We start from the raw sequence: 21,780 nt of genomic DNA on the forward strand, positions 1-21,780 counted from the left end.
TGATCTGTAAGCTATACATGAATTCCGGCAAAATTAAGGCGGAAGGAGCAAGGCTCCAACATATTTGTATACAACCCTTCGGACTTTTGATGTATCTTTGCATAAATAAGCGTTTAAGCTGATATGAAAGCTTTTTTCCGACATATGATTCTTTTTTGTCTGCTGGCTACACTCGTCCTGCCTGCCTGCAAGAAAAAGGAAGCACCTTATCTTTCTGAGGAGAGGATGCTGGAAATCCTGCGAGAATTGCATATGGCAGATGTTCTGGCGGAGGCACATGGAAAAAGCCTGGGATATCGAAAGGAGTTGAGAAATGAAAGTTATGATGAAATCCTGGAGGTGTTTGATATAAGCCGAGCAGATTTTTTCCGCAGCTATACCTATTACCTCAATGAGCCGGAAATCATGGATTCTATTTATATCCGGATGATCAAGGATATAGAGAAAAGAATGGAAGTCGCCAGAGACATTGACTACGAGACCAAGAAAGACAAAGACAAGTGGGATAAGAATAAGAAGGAGAATAAAAAGAAAGAAGTAGAAAAGAAATTACAGCAGAAAGAGGAAGCCGTACGCACGGTAGGAACGGGATCATGAAATGCAAGCATCCAAATACGTATGAAAAGCTGGGATTTGATCAGGTCCTCGAAGATCTGAAATCTCGCATATTGCACCCGGAGGCAAAAGAACGGGTGGATAAACTGAGTCCTATCTCAGATTTTGAGCAACTTTTACCTGAATTGAAAAAGGTAGAGGAGTATGTGGCCCTGGAAGAAGGTGATTCCAGATTTCCCAATGGAGGTCATGTCCGCATAAAACCTCTGATGGAAAAATTGAGGGTGAAGGGAAACTGGTTGAGCCTGGAAGAAATCTGGAATCTCCATAACTGGATGAGTTTTGTAGATGAGGCCAGGAAGTTTATCAAGAAAAAAGAAGAAGAAGCCCCTTTATTATATGCTCTCCTCCATGAGGAAGATTTTGATACCCGCCTGATCAAGGATATTGAGAAGGTCGTGAATGAAAGGGGACAATTGAAGGATGATGCCTCGCCGGAACTGGCGCGTATTCGAAGAGAGATGAAGAAAGCTTCCTCCGGTTTGAGAAATGCACTTTATCGTATTCTCAAGACAGCCAAAGAACAAAAATGGAATGGGGGAGAGGAGATTACCATGCGAAATGATCGTTTGGTGATTCCAGTGAAAACAGATTTTAAAGGGAAAGTCCCGGGCTTTGTTCAGGATATTTCTCAAAGTGGAGGGACGGTCTTTGTCGAACCAGCAGAGGTGCTTCCCTTGAATAATAAAGTACGGGAACTGCAGATCTCGGAACACAATGAGATCGTACGGATATTGCAGAACCTGAGTTTGAAGATAAGAGAGGCGATACCCAGCTTAACAGGATTCAGAAGTCGGATCATTGACCTGGCCCTTATCAAGGCTAAAGCTATGCAAGCCATTAGCCTGGAAGCTGTTTTGCCTTCAATTGAAAAGGAAGGGCGAAGCATGAAGATCATGCAAGGATATTATCCTCCCCTTCAACTCAAATCTAAACAGGAAGAAATAGAGGTCGTGCCTTTGGACATCTCTCTCAATAAGAATAAACGGATCATCATCATTTCCGGTCCCAATGCTGGAGGAAAGTCTGTCGCCTTAAAAGCCGTAGGTTTACTTCAGCTGATGTTGCAGTCCGGGATGTTAATTCCTGTCCATCCGGATTCGCGCTTCATTCTCTTTAAAGAGTTATACCTCGATATCGGAGATGAGCAGTCCGTGGACAATGACCTGAGTACCTATACCTCTCATTTGTATCAGTGGAGGCGCATGGGGGATCAGATGAAACATACTTCTCTCTTTTTGGTAGATGAGTTTGGCAGTGGAACAGATCCCCGCCAGGGAGCAGCCATCGCAGAATCCTTTTTGGAAAGATTTGTGAGGGTAGGGGCTTATGGAATAATTACCACCCATTATGGCAATTTGAAGGACTTCGCAGAGGTAAATCCCGGCACAGCCAATGCAGCCATGCAATTCGATACCCGCGAATTGAAACCTACCTATCGATTGATAGAGGGAATGCCAGGACGTAGCTATGCTTTTGAGATGGCCAATAGAGTAGGGGTTCATAAGGTCATTATCCGCAATGCCAAGGAGAAGATGGGTGGCGATGAAATGGATTCTGAGAAATTGCTCAAGGAGCTGGAACGCAAGAATACCCGTCTCAATCGCCTCTTGCAGGAAAACGAAAAGAAGGAAAAGAACCTCAATCGATTGCTCAAAGAGAATGACATTCTTCAAAGCGGCCTTAGCAAGAACAAGAAGCAAATCATTCGAGATGCAAAGCGGGAAGCAGAAGCCATTATAGATCGAGCAAATAAAGATATAGAGCGAACCATACGGGAGATCCAGGAAGCCAAGGCCGATAAGCAGAAGACCAAAAAATTGCGCAAGGCACTTGAGGAATCGAAGCCGAAATTGGCAAAAAAGGAGTTGATAGAGGAAGAAGAGGCCAAATTAGCCGAAAAAATCTCTAAAGAAGATCAGGTGAAAGTCCTGCATGGGGAAGAAGCCAAGCCCGGAGATTGGGTGATCATTAAAAGTTCCCAAACGAAAGGCATACTGGCTGAGAAAAAAGGCAAACATGCCGTGGTTGAGGTTGGAGAGCTGAGGATGACTTTGAAAAGCGATCAGATAACGAAGTTATTCGTTCCCAAAAGCAAGAAAAAGAAGCAGATAAAAAGCTCCCTGCTCACCAGTGGGAGTAAGCATGCCAAAACCGAGATAGACATGATGGGTATGCGGGTGGAGGAAGCCCTTCCGCTATTGGATAAGGTGGTGGATGATGCTCGTTATGCAGGATTGAATCAGATCCGGATATTGCATGGGAAAGGAACAGGGGTTCTTCGTGAGGTAATCAGAAAACGCCTGCTTGATCTCAATTTTGTAGCCAGTGTAAAGGATGCACCCATAGAATTTGGAGGCTCCGGCTGGACCATTTGTGAGTTCAAGTCCTAAAAAACAAAAGCCCCGGCAGATGCCGGGACCTTCTCATATGAACATAAAAATCCATTAGTCTATTTACTGAGGATCACTTTGCTAAGCTCGCGCTGATTGGCGCCTTGAGCTTCCAGCATATAAATACCATTAGGCAATCCTCCTATATTGAATCCCATTTTATGGCTACCTGCATGCATACTTCCTGCGTGTAGGCTTTTTATCAGTTTCCCATTCACATCCAGTAGCTTGACATTGACATTTTGTTCCTTATTGGTAGTCAAAACTATGTTTAGCATGCCTTTGCTGGGATTGGGATAGGTATACAGTCCCATACCATCAGATAAAATATGTGTATTGATACGGGGACCGTACGTATAGTTTCCATTTTTTTCGAGCTTTTTGATCCTGAACACATAATTGTCAGGGACAAGTTCTTCTAATTGGTAAACATAAGCTTGCTCATGGCCAGCAATGCCACTTTCAGCAATAAAAGCTATATCCTGAAAGAGGGCAGCACTCCCATCACGAGCTTGCATCATCTGAATAACAAAACCCTGCGACTCTTCTGTAAAAGCACTGTTCCAGCTCAGTTGAACATCTTTATTTTGAACCTCTGCCCGAAAAGCATTGATCGGAACACTGAGGCCTCTGGTTTTTTCTTCGGTAGCCCTGATCTCAAGTGCATTGAGTTTAGGACTTTCAGTACCATCATAAAAAACGATGTCAAGATTTCCATCTCCATTCAACTGAATGGGATAGCAAAGGGTAATGGCTTTTTGAGCAGCTCCTTTTTCCAACTGAGTAAAAGAGGTGTTTACCTTTTCGCCTTCCACCCAAATTTCGAAAGCTTCCTGATCAGTTGGATTCAGTAGATACAGACAGAGCTGGTACAATCCATTTCCGCTTTTACTCAGGGGAAAAGACCATTTCATTTCTTTCCCTGTACTTTTTCTCCCTCTCTCAAATAATTCGGGAGGAGTCAGACCGGGAACGGAAGGATCATAGGATAGATTGGCAACAGCACTTCCTCCTGTGATCGTCTCACCCCCTCTTTTGAGGTAGGGCATATCCACCTGGCCTTCATCTGCCATCCAGTCCAGAGCACCATCCGTAGCGGGAATTTCAGTTCCTCCTACATTTACCCGATACAAAACTTCGGAGAAGGTTGCCCCGATTCCCTTAAGGGGAATTTCAATGGCTTTGGAGGAGCAGCTGGTAAAGATCTCCAATACTGCCTCTTTTGCTCCACTACTGCTGGGTTGAAAATTGATCTGTAAGTTTGCCTCTTTTTGGGTGTTTAAGTCGGCGAAACTTCTCTTGTCAATGCTAAAAACCTCTGCATCTTTTCCTGTGATTTGTACATGGCTTACATCCATGTCAAACATCAGCGGGTTACGTAAATTGAGGGTGTAGCTTTTGTTTGTGTTCTCTGAAATTGCCTGAAAATTTATTTCTGTTTCCCGGATGCTCAGGGCGCAACTTTGGCGATCCCCATAAATCTCGAGAAAATCATACTGTGCAGAAAATGCGGGTGCCGATCCGCTCTCCGTCATCAAACCAACCGCCATAGAAGAAGGAACTCCTTCAATTTTGTAGCTGCAATTCATTGCTGATAACAACTTTCCACTAACTCTGATACTAGGACCAATTGGAATGAGTTCTGTTGAGGGTCCAGCAGAGAAATAAGCCTGTGCTGTATTTTCAAAGGGATCTATTTCCCAAAAAAGATCAATTTGTGTTTCGGCCAAAATGAGATCAACCGGATAGAAAGTTGCTACTCCTTCTCCTTCTGATTCTTCCAGTATACTGAATCCACCGCCTCCCTGTCCATCACCATTCAAACCGAGGAAGAGAAAATTGTCCTGATCTCCCGTTCCGAGGTACATGCCCTGAAGGTAGTCTTTTGCACTTCCCCCATTAAAGAAAGGCCCTTGAATACGACTTCTTACCCATACGATCTCATTAGCTCCACATAAATTGAGACCTGTCTGATAGGAATTTTGGTCGCTATTGTTTTGGCCTAAAGCACTTCCCTGATTGGATTCGATGATGAATGCATTGCTTCTCCCTTTTCCATCCAACAATTGAGCTTCAGCCTTAATGCTCTGATAATCGAGTTTTCCATTTGACATGATACCTGTCAGGCCCGACTGAAAAGGATCTTTTGCGCGATTTCCTTCTTTAAAAGAAAGATGCAAAGGGAATTTATTATTAACCTGGCCATTTGAGGCATCCCAGGCAAAAGCATCCTGTGTATCTGGAATTCCATCATCGTCATCATCAGGATCGTTCCAGTCAGAAACTTTAAAGCCATTGATAAGGCTGCCATCGCTGTCTATAGGCATACTTTCTGCCGAACAGGGATCTGTATCATTTCTCGGATCCATCTCATCGGCATTGGAATAGCCATCCCCGTCATCGTCGAGATCGAAGGCATTTTTTCCGCTACATCCAGAAGTGCTCCTTCCAACTTTCTTATAGTCTGCCGGTTCCAGGATGGTGATTTTATTTTCGTGGTAAATGAGTGCCCAGATGGTTCCGGGAAATACTTCCTCATCTCCCAGAGCTACCAAGTCAATGGCTCCATTACCCAGGCCAGAAATCAGGGTAGTACCCGGATATCCTTTTCCATCATTTGGAGATGGACTTATTTTCTGAATTTTTCCGGCCTGATCAAAAGTACTAACCAGGATATCTCCCTGTAATGCTTTCTGGAAGTTGCTGGCCGTATATTCCGTAATGCCTTTCAATTCGACAGGCATTTGAAACAGTACGCCACTTTCCTTGCTTTCTCCTCTTCGGTAATTAGCCTCTGAAGGATTGGCCAAGGATAGATCTACAGGTGGCCATCCTTTAGGTTTACTATCTTCTGACATGCGTCTAAAGGAGCCTTCAAGATATAGGCCGGCCCCAGAGGGATTGGCTCTAATAGGATTGGGATGTCCACCGAAATAACCTGGACTGACCAGGTGTAAACTATTTTCTGTATCGAGGATATCATTTGTTGATACCCTTGCAGTATTTGATGCATTATTATCTGTAACAGATGCAGGAGCCAATTGATTGCTGATATTGGAGCTCAGTCTGTGTCCATCGAAATCAGGTTTGCCAGCGCCTATCGGATATCCCCCTTGATTGAGTTTCGCTCCATTGTCAGTGGTGTACATAAATCCTTTTGAACTGATAAGGATATCATAAGGATCTCTGAATCCGGGGGCATACACCTGAACGGGCCCACCCAATATCAGGCGCGATTGATTCAGTCCGTCTAAGCCTCCCCAGGGAGCTTTGCTGCTACTGATATCTCCACCTCCCATCAAATCGATATGTTTTACAGTAGGGAGGTCGTATTTATAACGTTGGCCTTCCTCATCCCTTTTGGTAGGAAGGTTTTCTATCATTCTAAGATCCAGGGAGAGGATACCTGCTGATAAGGCATATTCAGAGCTGAGAGCAAATGCTTGTGAAGGAGCGCCTGCATTGGTATGACCGGCCTGTGCTACATAGAGGTATTTGCCATCGAGAGAAAGAGAAAGTCCATTGCTCCCGTGTTTTTCTTTTCCGCGGGGTAGTCCCCGAACGAGATGGAGAATTTCCCATTTCTCTCCGGTCCAGCTAAGTTTGGAGATGATACCTGAATTGGTATCCAGGTTCATGTCTCCATTTCCGCTTACTCCGTCTCTTGGATCATAAGAACTCACATAGATTACTGGCTTTTCAGGACTGCCAGAGAGGATGAGTCCATTGACTTTTCTATTGTTGATCTCTGGTGCAGGACTTCCATCTTCATGATGATTGGGAATCTCCTGAACCAGGTGGATATTGGTAATATGTTTTACTGAATAATCATTGGCTGATGATCGTTCGATCTCAAGTGCATAGATTTGGCCGTCCTCTACTGCTACGTATAGCTTGCCGTCGGGCCCAAAATCAAGACTGGTGGGATGCGTTAAGGATGCACCTTTCAGATCCAGCCTGCTCAGTCCAAAACTTTGTCCTTGAACCCTCTGAATAGACAAAAGGCCGGTAAAGGATATAAGTAAGGAAAGAATTGTTCTCGTCGCTATATAGGACAAATGCTTACTCATGTGCATATAGATTCTCTTTAGGATAGTGCACTATCCGTTGCTGGTATGCGAAAAATGATTGTAAAGCAGATTCTCATGGTATTCTGATAGCCTTAGCTAATCAGAATTGGTAACCTTGTTTGAGTCTTGTGCAAAAGCAAAGGCAAATTGTATGCCTGAATGGAGTATTTTGAAAGGAAATCTTTTAGGGCTATTGTAAGAATCGGTAGATTAGACCTGTATTTAAGGATGGGATTTTCTGCTAAAAGCCTGTCAATGAATCCTTTTCCCCTTTTTGACGAATCCCGGCAGGCATTTATTGCGTCTATGGTAAAATGAATGGCTGAAAGTTTTTGAGAAATAATTACCCAAAAGCAGTAGCGGACGATTCAAGAGGTTATTTTATCCGTTCACTTTTTAAATTCTACATAAGCAAGGAATTTATTTACTTTGCGTGCGAATAATGATACCTCTTTGGTATTTTTCAGCCGCCTGAATTGAGCAATACAATCATATGCATACAATCCTAAGGGAGGTGCATTTGTACTAATTAGGCTAAATTTCGTTCTTTACCGGCTGATTTTATTTGCCACCCTAAGCTTTCACCCTCGTAAGATTTATTTATAAACGGAATTCTCCATAATGGTAGAAAACATACATCCAATTTTTGACCAGATCATTTCACGGGAAGAAAAGGAAAGTTTCCTTAAACAAAAATCCGTAGTGTTGTGGTTAACCGGCCTTTCTGGTTCGGGGAAATCTACCCTTGCTAAAGCACTGGAACGCAAATTGCAGGATGCTGGTTTCTTCAGCAAACTTCTCGACGGAGATAATATCCGCAGCGGGCTAAACAACAATCTGGGATTTTCCCTGGAAGATAGAAAAGAAAACATCCGAAGAATATCGGAGGCGGCTAAGCTTTTTTTGGACGGAGGAATGGTGACGATTTGTTCCTTTGTAAGTCCGACCAGAGAGATCCGCGATATGGCTCGAGAGATTATTGGAGATCAGGATTTTCTGGAGGTTTATGTGAATGCACCTCTTGAGGTTTGTGAAGCAAGAGATGTAAAGGGCCTATATAAAAAGGCGAGGGCTGGAGAAATCAAAGGTTTTACGGGGATAGACTCTCCTTTCGAAGCACCTGAAAATCCTTTTGCGGAGATCAGGACGCATGAAGAAGAATTGGAAATCTCAGCCGAGAAACTATTTACACTCGTTAAGGAAAAAGTCAACTTTCAATAAGGATATAAAAATACATCCGAAAATTTTTTTGTAATGGATTATAGACTTAGTCATCTAAAACAGCTTGAATCCGAAGCAATTTACATCATCAGGGAAACGGCTGCTCAGTTTGAGCGACCTTGTTTGTTGTTTTCCGGGGGTAAGGACTCTATCACCATGGCCTGGCTTGCTCGAAAGGCATTTTTTCCGGGAAAACTTCCTTTCCCCATGATGCATGTCGACACCGGTCATAATTTCGATGAAACAATTTCATTCAGAGATAAATTCATTTCTGATATGGGCGCACGTCTGATCGTGGCTTCTGTTCAGGAATCTATAGATAAAGGAAGAGCGGTAGAGGAAAAAGGCCCCAATCCAAGTAGGAACTCCTTGCAGAGTATCACGCTTTTGGATGCCATCGAAGAGAATAAATTTGATGCATGTCTGGGCGGAGCGAGAAGAGATGAGGAAAAGGCTCGTGCAAAAGAGCGTTTCTTTTCTCATAGAGACGAATTTGGGCAATGGGAGCCAAAAAATCAGCGTCCTGAATTGTGGGACCTTTTTAATGGATATAAGCATCCGGGAGAAAACTTCCGCGTTTTCCCAATTTCGAACTGGACAGAACTGGACGTTTGGATGTACCTGCAGGAAGAAAAAGTTCCTCTTCCAAATCTTTACTTTGCCCACAAACGCAAAGTGGTTAAAAGAGATGGAGTTTATCTGGCTGATACTCCTTTTATCACCCTGATGGATGGAGAGCAGTTTGAAGAGAAAATGGTAAGATTCCGTACCATCGGAGATGCTACCTGTACAGGAGCTGTTTTGTCTGATGCGGATTCCATCCCAGCTATAATTGATGAAATTGCCACTACCCGTACCACCGAACGTGGAGGTAGATCCGATGACAAACGCTCTGACAGTGCTATGGAAGACCGCAAAAAGCAGGGTTATTTCTAGCAAACATCTTTTTAATACTTCTAAATCAATTTCATAAGATATACATGGACTTATTAAGATTTTCCACAGCCGGTAGCGTAGATGACGGGAAAAGTACCTTGATCGGAAGGCTGTTGTACGATACAAAATCCATTTTTCAGGACCAGCTTGAGTCTATCGAAAGGACAAGTGAGCAAAGAGGGGATGATTATCTGGACCTGGCCTTGTTAACAGATGGTTTGAAAGCGGAGCGTGAGCAGGGCATCACCATTGATGTAGCTTATCGCTACTTCGCAACTCCCAGAAGGAAGTTTATCCTGGCAGATACGCCCGGACATATCCAGTATACCCGTAATATGGTGACAGGAGCTTCTACTGTAAACCTCGCGATCATCCTGGTAGATGCTCGTCATGGGGTAGTGGAGCAAACTCGTCGTCATTCTTTCATTGCTTCTCTCCTTCAGATCAAACACGTCATTGTGGCCATCAATAAGATGGACCTGGTTGACTATTCTGAAGAAGCTTATAATAAAGTGAGAGAACAGTATGAAAAATTCTCTTCCAAGCTGAACATCCCGGATATCCGTTATATTCCTCTCAGTGCTTTGAAAGGAGATAATGTGGTGGATAGAGGAGAAAATATGCCCTGGTACAAGGGATCTCCACTGTTGTATACCCTGGAGACAGTACATGTCGGTAATGACCACAATCATGTAGACAGCCGATTCCCGGTGCAATACGTAATCCGCCCTCATTCTGATGAATATCCAGACTATAGAGGATATGCAGGTAGAGTTGCAGGAGGCGTATTTAAGCCCGGCGACGATGTTGTCGTTTTACCCTCCGGTTTTACGTCAAAAGTTAAATCAATCGATACCTACGATGGTCCGGTTGAAGAAGCTTTTGCACCGATGTCTGTGACCATTACCCTCGAAGATGATATTGATATCAGCCGGGGAGATATGATTGCAAAACCTGAAAATCAGGCAGACGTGAGCCAGGATATTGAGCTGATGCTTTGCTGGATGAATGAAAAACCTCTTCAGGAAAGAGGAAAATATAAACTTAGACATACCTCGCGTGATGCAAGATGCATCGTGAAAGACGTTAAGTATAAAGTTGATGTAAATAGCCTTCACAGAGTGGAAGATGATAAATCTTTAGGATTGAACGATATCGGACGGGTGCTAATTCGTACCACCGTGCCGCTCATGAAGGATGCTTACAACAGAAATCGTAATACAGGAAGTGTGATTCTCATCGATGAGTTCACCAATGAAACTGTAGCTGCAGGTATGATCCTGTAGAGAAAGAATTTGAACAAAAAGGGGCTAAATCCCCCTTTTTGTTCGTTAAATTCTTAACAAACAAAATTCCAAACATCTCACACCCGGTTCTTCGAAGAATAGTTCTTTCGCGTTTCAGATATTTCCAGGCTCCGTTAAGGAGATAATATTTACGGTTCGGCGCATTGCAAAATCTCAGGTAAGGTTTTTGCCTAAATTGCTTCGATAAAGGGGTTTGGTACATCACTTTTTATTGCACCAAATTATTCAAACCATGCACTGTAATTCTTTGTCACAAAAGAAAAGATCGACCTTGTTGAACATGTCAAAACAAGTATTAACAATGTTGTTAGGCGTTTTATGCCTGACATTCACCTCTTGCATCTCAAACAAGAAAACACTTCTGCTTCAAGGAGGCGGTTTTAGTAAATCCGAGGTTACCTCAGTACCTAATAAGGCACCTGAGTATAAACTCCAACCAAATGATGTTCTTTCAGTTAAAATCAAAACGCTGAATGCTGATCAAGCCAAGTATTTGGAGCTTTCGGATAATACTTTTAATGTAAACCAGCTTAGTACATTCCTGGGAGGATATTCAGTCTCGGATTCTGGTTACATTAATATCCCAGCTATTGGAGAGGTGAAAGTTGGAGGGTTGACAGTCAACAAAGCGCGCGAGCGTGTCCAAACAATGATCCGTGCATCTGCACTTAAAGATGCTTCGGTCTTTGTAAACCTGGTAAGTTTCCGGGTATCTGTACTGGGTGAAGTAGCAGCTCCCAGCCAGTTTTTTGTCTACAACAATCAGGTAACTATCATGGAAGCCATTGCTCGTGTAGGAGGCTTCGATGAATTCGCTGATCGAAGCGAGGTTCACTTGATCCGTCAGACTCCCAGGGGAGAAGATGTCATCAAGATTGATATGATGAACTCTGATTTTCTTACTTCCCCCTATTATTATCTGTTACCCAATGACGTTTTATATGTCCCAACTCTAGAAGAGAAGAACCAACGTTCTAATCTCTCTACTTTGGTGATCGTAAATACGGTCGTTAGTACAGTGAGTGCAACTATTGCCATCCTGACGCTTATAGACCGTAGGAGAGCAGCTGAAGAAGAATAAGGAATTTTAACGAAGAACCATTACAACAAATAGGATAGATGTTTCAGACAAATAGAGGCCTTAGCAACCATTACGGGGACGACACGATTGATGTGAAAAGTATCTTGCGCCGGTTTACCAGCCGCTGGTACTATTTCCTGATTGGTGTTTTCCTTTTTGGATCTCTGGGCTATCTTTTTCTGCAGTTTTCCCCGAATATTTATCGGGTGCAGTCCAAGGTAATCCTGGACAACCAAAATGCAAAAGACCTTGCTTCTGAACAGTTCATGAAAGAACTGGGCATGCTATACGACAAGTCAACGGTTGAAGACAAAGCACAGGTTTTGTCTTCTTTCAACCTCATCCGTTCAACCATAAAGCAACTTCCTTTAGAGGTTTTCTATTACTCAAAAGATGGACTCAAGGTAAGGCAGGCATATAAAGATGCTCCTTTCTATGTCCAGTTAGATACTACCCACAACCAATTGGTTAATCTGGAAATCTATATCGAAAAACTGAGTGATAGTGAGTATGGAATAAAGGCGGAAGGGACCAAAATCCAGTTATACAGCAGAAGAGGGAATGAGATCGTCCGTGAATTGGATGAGATCAATATTGATGAGAAAATAGCAATTGGGACAGGCTATGAGAGTAGCTTGCTTAAGTTTGATGTCTTCTTCAGAGAAGATTATGATACTTATACCAAGGATGCTTATTTCTTCAAAGTCAATACCCTGGATGGATTAGCAGAAAATTTTCAGGGAGGTCTTGAAATCGCCGCGAGCGGTACCTCCAATATCCTGGATATCACTTCTGAAGGACCGGTAGTTGAGATCGAAAAAAGTTTCATCAACAAACTACTCGAAACCTATAAGAGGAAGGAATTGAGAGAAATGCGGGATTTGGGATATACAACAGTAAGTTATCTTGATTCTATGCTAGCCGATGTTACAAATCGTCTTGAAAGAGGAAGGAATAAACTTCAGGCATCCAGAGTTAAAGGAGGTGCTATTGATGTAAACCTTAAAGAAACTACTGTTCAGAGAGAAATTGGAGAGCTGGAAAGAGAAAGGCTAAGGGCCAATAATGCTTTTGAGTATTATAAAGGTGCTGCTGACAATCTCAACAAAACGCCTCCCGATATTCGCTTGGAATTGCCCGCACCTGCTGCCCTGGGAATACAGGATCAGGTATTGACAAATGCAATCACCAAATTGTCCGAGTTATATGATGAGCGTGAAAAGATGTCTTATACTGTGCTGGAAGGTGCTCCTGAAATGGAAGTAAACCGCCTGGCCATTGAGAACAATCGCCGTGATATAATTATGAATGTCAATAGTAGCCTGAAAGCTACCGAGACAGAGTTGAGGGGAATTGAAACCAGATTGAAGGGCTTGAAGGCTGATGCGAAAAATTTGCCTCTTGCATCCGCAAGGAATGAGCGCTATTCAAACGAGATTGAACTTACTCAGGAAGAGTATACCAAACTCACCCAGAAACGTACAGAGGCCATGATCGCTGTTACTTCTGTGAATAGTGTAGATATCGAGGTGATTGAAAGTGCTCGTTTGGAGGATAATAAACCGATTTCTCCGAAAAAACCTTTGATCATGTTGGTAGCCCTATTCCTCGGAATGGCATTGCCCGTTGGATTGATCCTCGTTCAGGACTTCTTCCATGACAAAATTGTCGGAAGAGCCGATATCGAAAGCAGTACCAATATTCCGGTACTTGGTTTTGTAGCACGTCATGACAGAAATAGTAATTACATCGTTCCGAAAGATTCCCGGACCGCTCTTGCAGAGTCTTTCCGCTCTATTCGGATCAAGATGCAATACCTCAATGATAATGTGCATCAGCAGGTAGTAGGTTTGACTTCCTCCTCTTCTGGAGAAGGTAAGACCTTCTGTTCTACCAACCTGGCAGCCATCATGGCCCAGGCCGGGAAGAGAACCCTCCTGATCGACGTGGACCTGAGACGTCCTCGTGTAACTCGTTACTTTGAGAATGGAGACGGTAGTGGATTATCCTCATACCTCGCAGGAGATATTGATGATTATCGCTATATCGTTCACCAGACGCATATCGAAAATCTGGATGTTATACACTCTGGTCCGGTTTGTACAAACCCGCTGGACTTGATCTCTACGGATAAAATGACAGCTCTGATGGAAACCTTCCGTCAGGAGTATGACCATATCGTACTGGATACGCCTCCAGTAGGGCTGGTATCTGACTACCTCATCATTATGAAGTTGACAGATTTCAATGTCTATGTCGTGAGAGATAGTACAACCAGCATTGACTCCCTCAAGTGGATCAATGAGTTGTATGACAATGATAAAATCAAGAATATCGCCATGGTCATCAATGATGTTAAGTCAGTTGCGGCCTATGGATATATCAATAATCACTATGGATATGGTGATTAGTCTTTGGAAATAGATAACTTGCGGCAAGAAAGAATGATCCTTTTCTTTCTTGTCGCAATACATCCTTCTGTTTCACCTCCCTTGTTTCTTTTTATAGCTTTGTAAGCTATCCCTAGTAATTTATGTTCTTCTTTTTAAGAAAGAACATAATTTAAATGAAGCGTTTATTTACTTATTAATTCACATATGAAAACAGCATTTATTACAGGAATCACTGGTCAGGATGGCTCTTTTCTGGCAGAGTTCCTTATAGAGAAAGGCTATGAGGTTCATGGGATCATCCGTCGTGCTAGTACGTTTAATACCAGCCGCATTGATCACCTTATGGGACATGAGCATTTGAATTTGCATCATGGAGACCTTTCTGACAGTGCCAACCTGAATAAACTTCTCCGTCAGATCAAGCCTGACGAAATTTATAACCTGGGTGCCCAATCTCATGTTAAAGTATCTTTCGATGTACCTGAATATACTGCTCAGGTTGATGCCGTAGGTACCTTGAGGATTTTGGATGCGATGATCAATCAGTGTCCGGAAGCACGTTTTTACCAGGCTTCTACTTCAGAGCTTTATGGAAAAGTACAGGAGATTCCACAAACGGAAACCACTCCTTTCTACCCAAGAAGTCCTTATGGAGTAGCTAAACTGTATGGATTCTGGATCACCAAAAACTTCCGTGAGTCTTATGGACTTTATGCTTGTAACGGTATCCTGTTCAACCATGAGTCTGAAAGAAGAGGTAAAACCTTCGTTACCCGCAAGATCACAACCAATTTGGCAGAAATCGCTGTTGGATTGAGAGATGTATTGAGACTGGGTAATATGGATGCTCAGCGTGACTGGGGATATGCAAAAGAATATGTGGAAATGATGTGGCTTATGCTGCAGCAGGAAGAAGCAGAGGACTTTGTAGTAGCAACTGGTAAAATGTATACAGTACGTGAATTCGTTGAAAAAGCAGCTACCCATGCTGGTTTTGAGATCGTATGGAAAGGAGAAGGAGTAGACGAAAAAGGTTATGATGCCAAAACAGGCAAATTGATCGTTGAAGTTGATCCTAAATACTTCCGTCCGGCAGAAGTAGAATTGCTGATAGGTGATCCTACCAAAGCCAAAGAAAAACTCGGCTGGGTTCCTAAAGTCGAAATCGACGAACTGGTTGAGATCATGATGAATAACGATTTAAAAGAAGCTAAAGCAAAAGTTTTGCATGGACAAAACAGCTAAAATTTACATAGCCGGCCATCGAGGAATGGTTGGATCTGCTATAGTTCGTAAGCTGATTAAAGAAGGCTACGAAAACCTTGTTACGCGTACCTCAAAAGAGCTTGATTTGAGAGATCAGGCTGCTGTAGCAGATTTTTTTGCTACTGAAAAACCAGAATATGTATACCTCGCTGCTGCTAAAGTAGGAGGGATCGTTGCCAATAATACCTATCGCGCCGAATTTCTGCACGATAACCTGGCAATAGAATTGAATATCATCCATCAATCCTATGTCCACGGAGTAAAAAAATTGCTGTTTCTGGGTAGCTCATGTATCTATCCAAAATTTGCTCCGCAACCTATGACAGAGGATGATTTGCTGACCGGTAGCCTGGAGCCCACCAATGAGCCCTATGCGATTGCAAAAATTGCCGGCATCAAATTGTGTGAAGCCTATCGCGATCAGTACGGATGTAATTTTATTTCTGGTATGCCTACCAATTTGTATGGCCCTAATGACAATTATGACCTGCAAAAATCTCACGTATTGCCCGCTTTGATCCGCAAATTTCACGAAGCCAAAGTAGAAGGGAAGCCAAGTGTACCCATCTGGGGAGACGGAAGTCCCAAAAGAGAATTCATGCATGTGGATGATCTCGCCGAGGCTTGCCTCTATCTGATGGAAAGCTATGACGGAAAGCAGTTCGTCAACATCGGAGTAGGAAATGACATCAGCATCAAAGATTTGGCTTTACTAGTCAAAGATGTGGTGGGCTTTGAAGGAGAATTGGAGTTTGATACTTCCAAGCCTTCAGGAACTCCCCGCAAGCTCATGAATGTCGGTCGTTTGAACGAAGCAGGATTTACTGCAAAGATCGAATTGAGAGACGGAATCGAGCACGTGTATCAGGATTTCCTCGATAATCAGGATAAGTATGTCGCGGGTATTCGCGTGGTTCATACTTAGTCTGTGTATAAGCTTATGCTATACATGTACCACGGGTGAAGCCGGGGTACTCAACCATATATACCCACCGGGTTCAGACAATATTCGTCTGAATCAGGTGGGTTTTTATCCTTCCGGCCCCAAGCATGCAGTTGTATTGGATAGCCTGGGGGATAATTTTGTGGTATTCAATGCTGACAATGATAAAGAGGTCTTTAGCGGGAGCCTGGGAGAAGCTCAGTATTGGGAGTATTCGGGCGAAAGGCTTCGGCTGGCCGATTTTTCTCCCCTGAAAAAGAAAGGTACCTACTATTTGAAAGTGGGCGAAACAGAACGCTCCCATTATTTCGAAATCAAAGATAAGGTACTCGAAGGGGTACACAGCTCCAGCCTGAAATCCTTTTACTACCAGAGAGCCTCTCTGGAACTCGATAAATCCATAGCTGGTATTTGGGCAAGAGATCTGGGACATCCGGATAAACAGGTGAAAATTCATAATTCCGTCGAAAGTCCTGGCCGTAAAGCGGGAAGTATCGTTTCTGCTCCCGGAGGATGGTATGATGCCGGAGATTATGGAAAGTATACAGCCAATGCAGCCTATGCCAGCTGGATCATGCTGCATTTCTACGAACAATTTCCCCAGCAACTCAAAAAACTCAATTATCAGATACCAGAGTCTTCCAATAAAATTCCGGATATCCTGGATGAGGCTTTGTACAGCCTTCGCTGGATCATGAGTATGCAAGATCCTGAAACAGGCAAGGTGTATCATAAACTCACTGGTCTTAAACATCCCCCGAATAAGATGCCGGAAGATGATCTGGATGAGCGCTATATGATAGGCGAAAGTACAGGCACGACTTATGCCTTCGCTGCGGTAATGGCTAAGGCGCATAGAGTATTCAAAAACTTTGAGCAAGAATTGCCCGGACTGGCTGATTCCTGTTTGACTGCTTCTCAGGCTGCCTGGGAGTGGGCGGAGGCAAATCCTGAGATCTATTACCAAAATCCCCCGGACATCCATACAGGACAGTACAAGGATGGGAATTATGGAGATGAGTATGTGTGGGCGAAAACAGAATTATATCTTTCTCAAGAGGATGTTAAGTTTGAGCCCGCTAAGAAAGAAATTCTCAAATACCAGGATAAAGCGCCGGGTTGGAATTCAACCCTTCCACTGGCCTGGATGAGCATAGGTCTGGCTCAGAACCCCAAAGGACTCATTGTTACAGATATTAATGAGCATTTCCTCCGGATTGCAGATGCCTATATAAAAGAAAGAAAAGGCAATCCTTATCAATTCATTCTCGGACGGGATAAATATGATTTCATTTGGGGCAGCAATGGTATCGCTGCCAGTGCGGGCATGTGTTTGATCCATGCCTATACAATTACAAAAAAAGAGAGCTACAAAGATGCCGCTCAGGATGTCATAGATTACTTACTGGGCAGGAATGCTACGGCTTACTCTTTTCTAACAGGAGTCGGGACTATTCGTCCTATGAATATTCACCATCGCCCCTCAAATGCGGATGGAATTGCCGAGCCGGTACCCGGATTCCTGGTGGGCGGACCTCAGGGAGAGAAAAATTACGACGGCTGTAGCTATCCCAGCAGCTTCCCGGCTGCCTTTTATGTGGATGAATGGTGCTCTTACTCTACAAATGAGGTGTGTTTGAACTGGAATGCACCTTTTGTCTACCTCTCCGGAGCCCTCGAATTTCTTCAATAGGGCCTTTTCAAGCTATTTAGATTAAATTTTCAGTAGAAAAACTGTGCTTCCTATGTAAAAAATAGGGATGTTTTTCGCATTTATTAAACTTTTGCTAATCCTTTCCCCTAAAATAGACATACAATCTCTTACACTTTGGCCTTATTTCTATCATTCGGGAAAAGTAAATAGGAAGAATTATTGTCAAAAAATAATACCAAAAATCGTAACAAATGCCTAAATTGCGCAAAATTGAGTGTGAAATGCTATAAAATGCGCGGGTTTTGATCAAAAACGAAACAAATTGTTTTCGAATATTTGTTACAATTTGTCGGAAAAACTTACACAAATTGAGGCTGCTTATATTTTGGGAATTTGAAAATGTAAATGTGAATCCCATATATTTGAAACATCAAAAGTTCAGAAATGGAAATAAACCACTCAAATACTTTTGATTCCCTCACTCTTGTAAATTCATTGATTAACACCCTTGTTCTAAAGCGAATATGCGTTGGACACATTTTTAGTGGATAACACATAAAGCATTGAAAAAGGTTTGGGGTTAAAAATCATATTGATTCCTTTTTCATTTTTTTAATAATCCGAACAAACTGATTGGTAGACCCAAACAGTGGTAAGAAATTTTGACCCAAGCGGTTGATTAAAGTGAATCGATCATTCTTTACAAAACCTGGTGTCTAAACTGTTAGAAAGCAACACCATCAAGATCGACACTTTACCAAGCCTTGAACTCTTGTAATCAAAATTAATTACCGTTCGAATTCAGCATTTTTTTTTTGGGGTATCAATACTTCATGGTAAAGGTTATAACAATGCTAATGCAGACGACACATTTGCTCACTAAGCGGATTTCCCTATTACTTGTTCTTTTATCATTTGTCCTTACGGGATGGTCGCAAACACAACTTGCAAAGACCAGTTTTCCCGCCAGTGCCACATTGAACAGTAAGGATGAATGGCGTCATTTTTGGGACGATTACGGTCTCGGACGCCTAAACAACAGTGGCGCACAATACACCAGCAAACCCATCACCTCTAATAATGGTATTCTTACCATTCCTTTCTCAGTAGGAGACTGGGGGGGAGCGGGATGGCAAAACTCAGGTGCTATTATTTATTCCTCACAACCACGTCATACGGGATCATCGATCTACGTTGAATTTGAGATTAAATTCAGCAGCAATTTTGACTGGGGATATGAGGGAGAACAATACAGAGGAGGTAAGTTTGGAGGGGGCTTTAAATCAGGAAGCATTCCCGTAGGTGCCAAGCCTGCACCTGGAAATTTTTCAATAACTACGATGTGGAGAAGTGGAGGTACATTGGATGCCTACATATATCATGCGGGTCAGACTTCAAACTGGCCTGATCGACAAATTTATGCTACGATTGAAAAAGGTCGCTGGTATAAATTTGGCGTGCAAATTACCCTCAATGATCCTGGCCAGAATAATGGGAAGGTACAGATTTGGATTGATGAGCAATTATCATACAATCGCCAGGACTTCCGATTCTCAGATACAGGATCCTCTACCTTTGAGACAACTTTTGGTAACTTTTTCGGGGGGAACTCTGATGCCTGGAGATCCAGAACCAATGGTGATATCCAGTACAAATATGTTGAGGTCTGGGATCGTAAACCAGGAGGAGGAGCTCCTTCAAACTCAAGCCCTATAGCCAGAGGTTCCTCAAATGTAACTTCGGGTCAGGCTCCTTTGGCAGTTGAGTTCAATGGTGCAGATTCTTATGACCCGGACGGAACAATTGCTTCTTATAGCTGGGATTTCGGAGACGGAAACCAGTCAACGGCTGTTAATCCCGTACATACTTATACAACTCCCGGTAACTACACAGCCAGTCTGACAGTTATAGATAATGAGGGAGCTAGTACCACCGACAACATGGTGATCCAGGTGAATGGAAACGATCCTGGAAATGCGTGTGGGGATTTGGAGAGCGGATGGTTCAGTACCGATATCGGTAATGTTGGATATGTAGGCGAAGCTTGCTTTGATGATGTAACCAACACTTATTCTGTAACTGCCTCCGGAGAAGATATTTGGGGAACGGCTGATGCATTTCACTATCTCTATCAACCTTTGACAGGAGATGCAGAGATCGTTACCCGTGTACTTAATATAGAGAATACAGATACCTATGCTAAAGGTGGGCTCATGATCCGCGAGGATCTGGGAGAATCAAGCAGATACGCAATGATCGCGGTAAATCAAAACAACTATGCCTTTGAATACCGAACTGATCCCAATGTATTTGCTCAATCAACTACCGGTAGCTGGATCTATGACAATATCGATCATCCAACCTATTTGAAACTGAGTCGTTCAGGTAGCAGATTGACCGGATACATTTCTGAGGATGGAACCAACTGGACCGAAGTAGATGGAATTGATCTGTCTCTGCAAGCCAGTGTATATATCGGAGTAGCTCTGACAGCACACGATAATATCCAGTCCAATACTTCCAGTTTTGACAACCTGGCCGTAACATCTGGCAACACCGGCGGTGGTGGTGGCGGAGGAGGGGGGGGAAATCCCGGATTCTGTAGCCTTCCTAATGGATGGAATAGCCAGGACATTGGAAATGTTGGTTTGCCTGGAGCCTCCTGCTACGATGATTCAACTGAAACTTTTGCGATTGCGGCTTCTGGAGAAGACATCTGGGGAAATGAAGACAGTTTCCACTACCTATATCAGGAATTGGATGGAAATGGAGTAATCATTGCCAAAATCGACGATATCGAGCAAACCCATCAATTTGCCAAAGGAGGAGTGATGATCCGCGAAAAACTCGATGCCGGTTCACGCCACGCTATGCTGGTTCTGAACCAAAATCAGAGAGCCTTCCAGTATCGTATGGAAGAAAACGGAATCACCGGTCCCGAATCAGGCAGTTGGTTAGGAGAAAACATTGATCATCCCTACTGGGTAAAGCTGGAGCGTACCGGCAATGACTTTGCAGGATATATTTCTCCAGACGGTAATGACTGGACTTTAGTTGGGGCAGTTACCATGGAGCTGGCAGATATAATCTATGTAGGATTGGCGCTAACCAGCCACGATAATTCTGCCTTGAATATCGGAGCCTTCAAGGAAATTGATATCACAGCAGCTTCTAATACCAATTTCCCGGTTGAATTGCTGGATTTCAAAGGAGTGCTTACGGGTAGAGGAACTAATCTCGAATGGAGTACTGCCAGAGAAAGCAATAATCATATGTACACCATCGAACGTTCAATAGATGGAAGCGCTTTCCAGAAGATCGGTGAAATGATGGGTGCAGGTACTACCACGAGGAGAAGCGATTATGCATTCCTGGATACTGATCCTGTATTGGGTACCATGACCTACCGCTTGAAGCAAACAGACTTTGACGGTACGTATGAATACCTCGGTCAGATAGAAATCCTCAATAAAGGAAACTTTACAGCGGAGATGGAGATTTATCCTAATCCCCTGAAAGATGGAAATCTTAGTATAGAAATTAGTGGACTTCCGGTTGAGGAAGTAGATGAAATCTCTATCATAGATATGACCGGAAAGCTGGTATATGCTTACAAGCCTACGGAGACGGTGAGTACGATAAGCATACCAAATAATCTCAACAGCGGTTTATACTTTGTTCAGCTCAAATCTTTTGACGCAACACTGGGCAAAAGATTGCTGATCCAATAATAGAAGTCAAGGCTACTTATTGAAATAGATCATCCCTCACCGCAAGGTGGGGGATTTTGATTTTGGCAAGGATTGTATACTAAATCTTCTCAAAGAGAGAAACAGAATAAATTTCAAGTGCAAGTCTCAAGTGCAAATTCAATGAAGGTTTCCTATACCCTTGAACTTGA

Annotated in this window: 12 protein-coding genes; 11 read left to right on the forward strand and 1 reads right to left on the reverse strand. The window is 43.1% G+C overall.

What is annotated here, in order from left to right:
- Positions 1-123: 123 nt before the first annotated feature.
- Positions 124-597 carry a DUF4296 domain-containing protein gene (locus R8P61_03835; protein MDW3646171.1) on the forward strand — a complete coding sequence of 158 codons (474 nt, stop codon included), beginning with the start codon at positions 124-126 and terminating at the stop codon, positions 595-597.
- Positions 594-3,008, forward strand: a complete 2,415-nt coding sequence (locus R8P61_03840; GenBank protein MDW3646172.1) for a Smr/MutS family protein — start codon at positions 594-596, stop codon at positions 3,006-3,008. Before R8P61_03835 ends, R8P61_03840 begins: the two co-directional genes overlap by 4 nt.
- Positions 3,009-3,067: 59 nt before the next feature.
- On the opposite strand, the gene R8P61_03845 is transcribed toward R8P61_03840, so the two are convergent.
- On the reverse strand, positions 3,068-7,078 hold the full coding sequence (locus R8P61_03845; GenBank protein ID MDW3646173.1) for a T9SS type A sorting domain-containing protein: 4,011 nt from the start codon (positions 7,076-7,078) through the stop codon (positions 3,068-3,070).
- A gap of 621 nt (positions 7,079-7,699) precedes the next feature.
- Between R8P61_03845 and cysC the strand changes: the two genes are divergently transcribed.
- From cysC to R8P61_03890, 9 genes are all read left to right on the forward strand, one after another.
- Positions 7,700-8,299, forward strand: a complete 600-nt coding sequence (cysC, locus tag R8P61_03850) for an adenylyl-sulfate kinase (GenBank protein MDW3646174.1) — start codon at positions 7,700-7,702, stop codon at positions 8,297-8,299.
- Positions 8,300-8,332: 33 nt separating this feature from the next.
- Positions 8,333-9,235, forward strand: a complete 903-nt coding sequence (cysD, locus tag R8P61_03855; protein MDW3646175.1) for a sulfate adenylyltransferase subunit CysD — start codon at positions 8,333-8,335, stop codon at positions 9,233-9,235.
- A gap of 44 nt (positions 9,236-9,279) precedes the next feature.
- Positions 9,280-10,521, forward strand: coding sequence for a sulfate adenylyltransferase subunit CysN (gene cysN / locus R8P61_03860; GenBank protein MDW3646176.1), 1,242 nt, complete (start codon positions 9,280-9,282; stop codon positions 10,519-10,521).
- A gap of 301 nt (positions 10,522-10,822) precedes the next feature.
- Positions 10,823-11,623, forward strand: coding sequence for a polysaccharide biosynthesis/export family protein (locus R8P61_03865; protein ID MDW3646177.1), 801 nt, complete (start codon positions 10,823-10,825; stop codon positions 11,621-11,623).
- A gap of 38 nt (positions 11,624-11,661) precedes the next feature.
- Entirely contained in the window at positions 11,662-14,034 is a 2,373-nt protein-coding gene (locus R8P61_03870; protein MDW3646178.1) for a polysaccharide biosynthesis tyrosine autokinase, read from the forward strand.
- Positions 14,035-14,220: 186 nt separating this feature from the next.
- Positions 14,221-15,261 carry a GDP-mannose 4,6-dehydratase gene (gene gmd / locus R8P61_03875; GenBank protein ID MDW3646179.1) on the forward strand — a complete coding sequence of 347 codons (1,041 nt, stop codon included), beginning with the start codon at positions 14,221-14,223 and terminating at the stop codon, positions 15,259-15,261.
- The gene (locus R8P61_03880) at positions 15,245-16,207 is read left to right on the forward strand and encodes a GDP-L-fucose synthase (protein MDW3646180.1); all 963 of its coding nucleotides are present in this window, start codon (positions 15,245-15,247) and stop codon (positions 16,205-16,207) included. Before gmd ends, R8P61_03880 begins: the two co-directional genes overlap by 17 nt.
- Positions 16,176-17,918 (forward strand): glycoside hydrolase family 9 protein, encoded by a 1,743-nt coding sequence (locus R8P61_03885; protein ID MDW3646181.1) that lies wholly within the window; start codon positions 16,176-16,178, stop codon positions 17,916-17,918. The genes R8P61_03880 and R8P61_03885 overlap by 32 nt, the downstream gene beginning before the upstream one ends.
- An 818-nt stretch (positions 17,919-18,736) precedes the next feature.
- Positions 18,737-21,610, forward strand: coding sequence for a PKD domain-containing protein (locus tag R8P61_03890; protein MDW3646182.1), 2,874 nt, complete (start codon positions 18,737-18,739; stop codon positions 21,608-21,610).
- The last annotated feature ends 170 nt before the right edge of the window (positions 21,611-21,780 follow it).

This window comes from Bacteroidia bacterium, assembly GCA_033391075.1.
Classification (GTDB): domain Bacteria; phylum Bacteroidota; class Bacteroidia; order J057; family J057; genus JAWPMV01.

Excerpts from the sequence above, each read along its gene's own strand:
- R8P61_03835 (MDW3646171.1), top strand. The coding sequence starts at position 124 with ATGAAAGCTTTTTTCCGACATATGATTCTTTTTTGTCTGCTGGCTACA.
- R8P61_03840 (MDW3646172.1), top strand. The coding sequence starts at position 594 with ATGAAATGCAAGCATCCAAATACGTATGAAAAGCTGGGATTTGATCAG.
- R8P61_03845 (MDW3646173.1), bottom strand. The coding sequence starts at position 7,078 with ATGAGTAAGCATTTGTCCTATATAGCGACGAGAACAATTCTTTCCTTA.
- cysC (MDW3646174.1), top strand. The coding sequence starts at position 7,700 with ATGGTAGAAAACATACATCCAATTTTTGACCAGATCATTTCACGGGAA.
- cysD (MDW3646175.1), top strand. The coding sequence starts at position 8,333 with ATGGATTATAGACTTAGTCATCTAAAACAGCTTGAATCCGAAGCAATT.
- cysN (MDW3646176.1), top strand. The coding sequence starts at position 9,280 with ATGGACTTATTAAGATTTTCCACAGCCGGTAGCGTAGATGACGGGAAA.
- R8P61_03865 (MDW3646177.1), top strand. The coding sequence starts at position 10,823 with ATGTCAAAACAAGTATTAACAATGTTGTTAGGCGTTTTATGCCTGACA.
- R8P61_03870 (MDW3646178.1), top strand. The coding sequence starts at position 11,662 with ATGTTTCAGACAAATAGAGGCCTTAGCAACCATTACGGGGACGACACG.
- gmd (MDW3646179.1), top strand. The coding sequence starts at position 14,221 with ATGAAAACAGCATTTATTACAGGAATCACTGGTCAGGATGGCTCTTTT.
- R8P61_03880 (MDW3646180.1), top strand. The coding sequence starts at position 15,245 with ATGGACAAAACAGCTAAAATTTACATAGCCGGCCATCGAGGAATGGTT.
- R8P61_03885 (MDW3646181.1), top strand. The coding sequence starts at position 16,176 with ATGTCGCGGGTATTCGCGTGGTTCATACTTAGTCTGTGTATAAGCTTA.
- R8P61_03890 (MDW3646182.1), top strand. The coding sequence starts at position 18,737 with ATGCAGACGACACATTTGCTCACTAAGCGGATTTCCCTATTACTTGTT.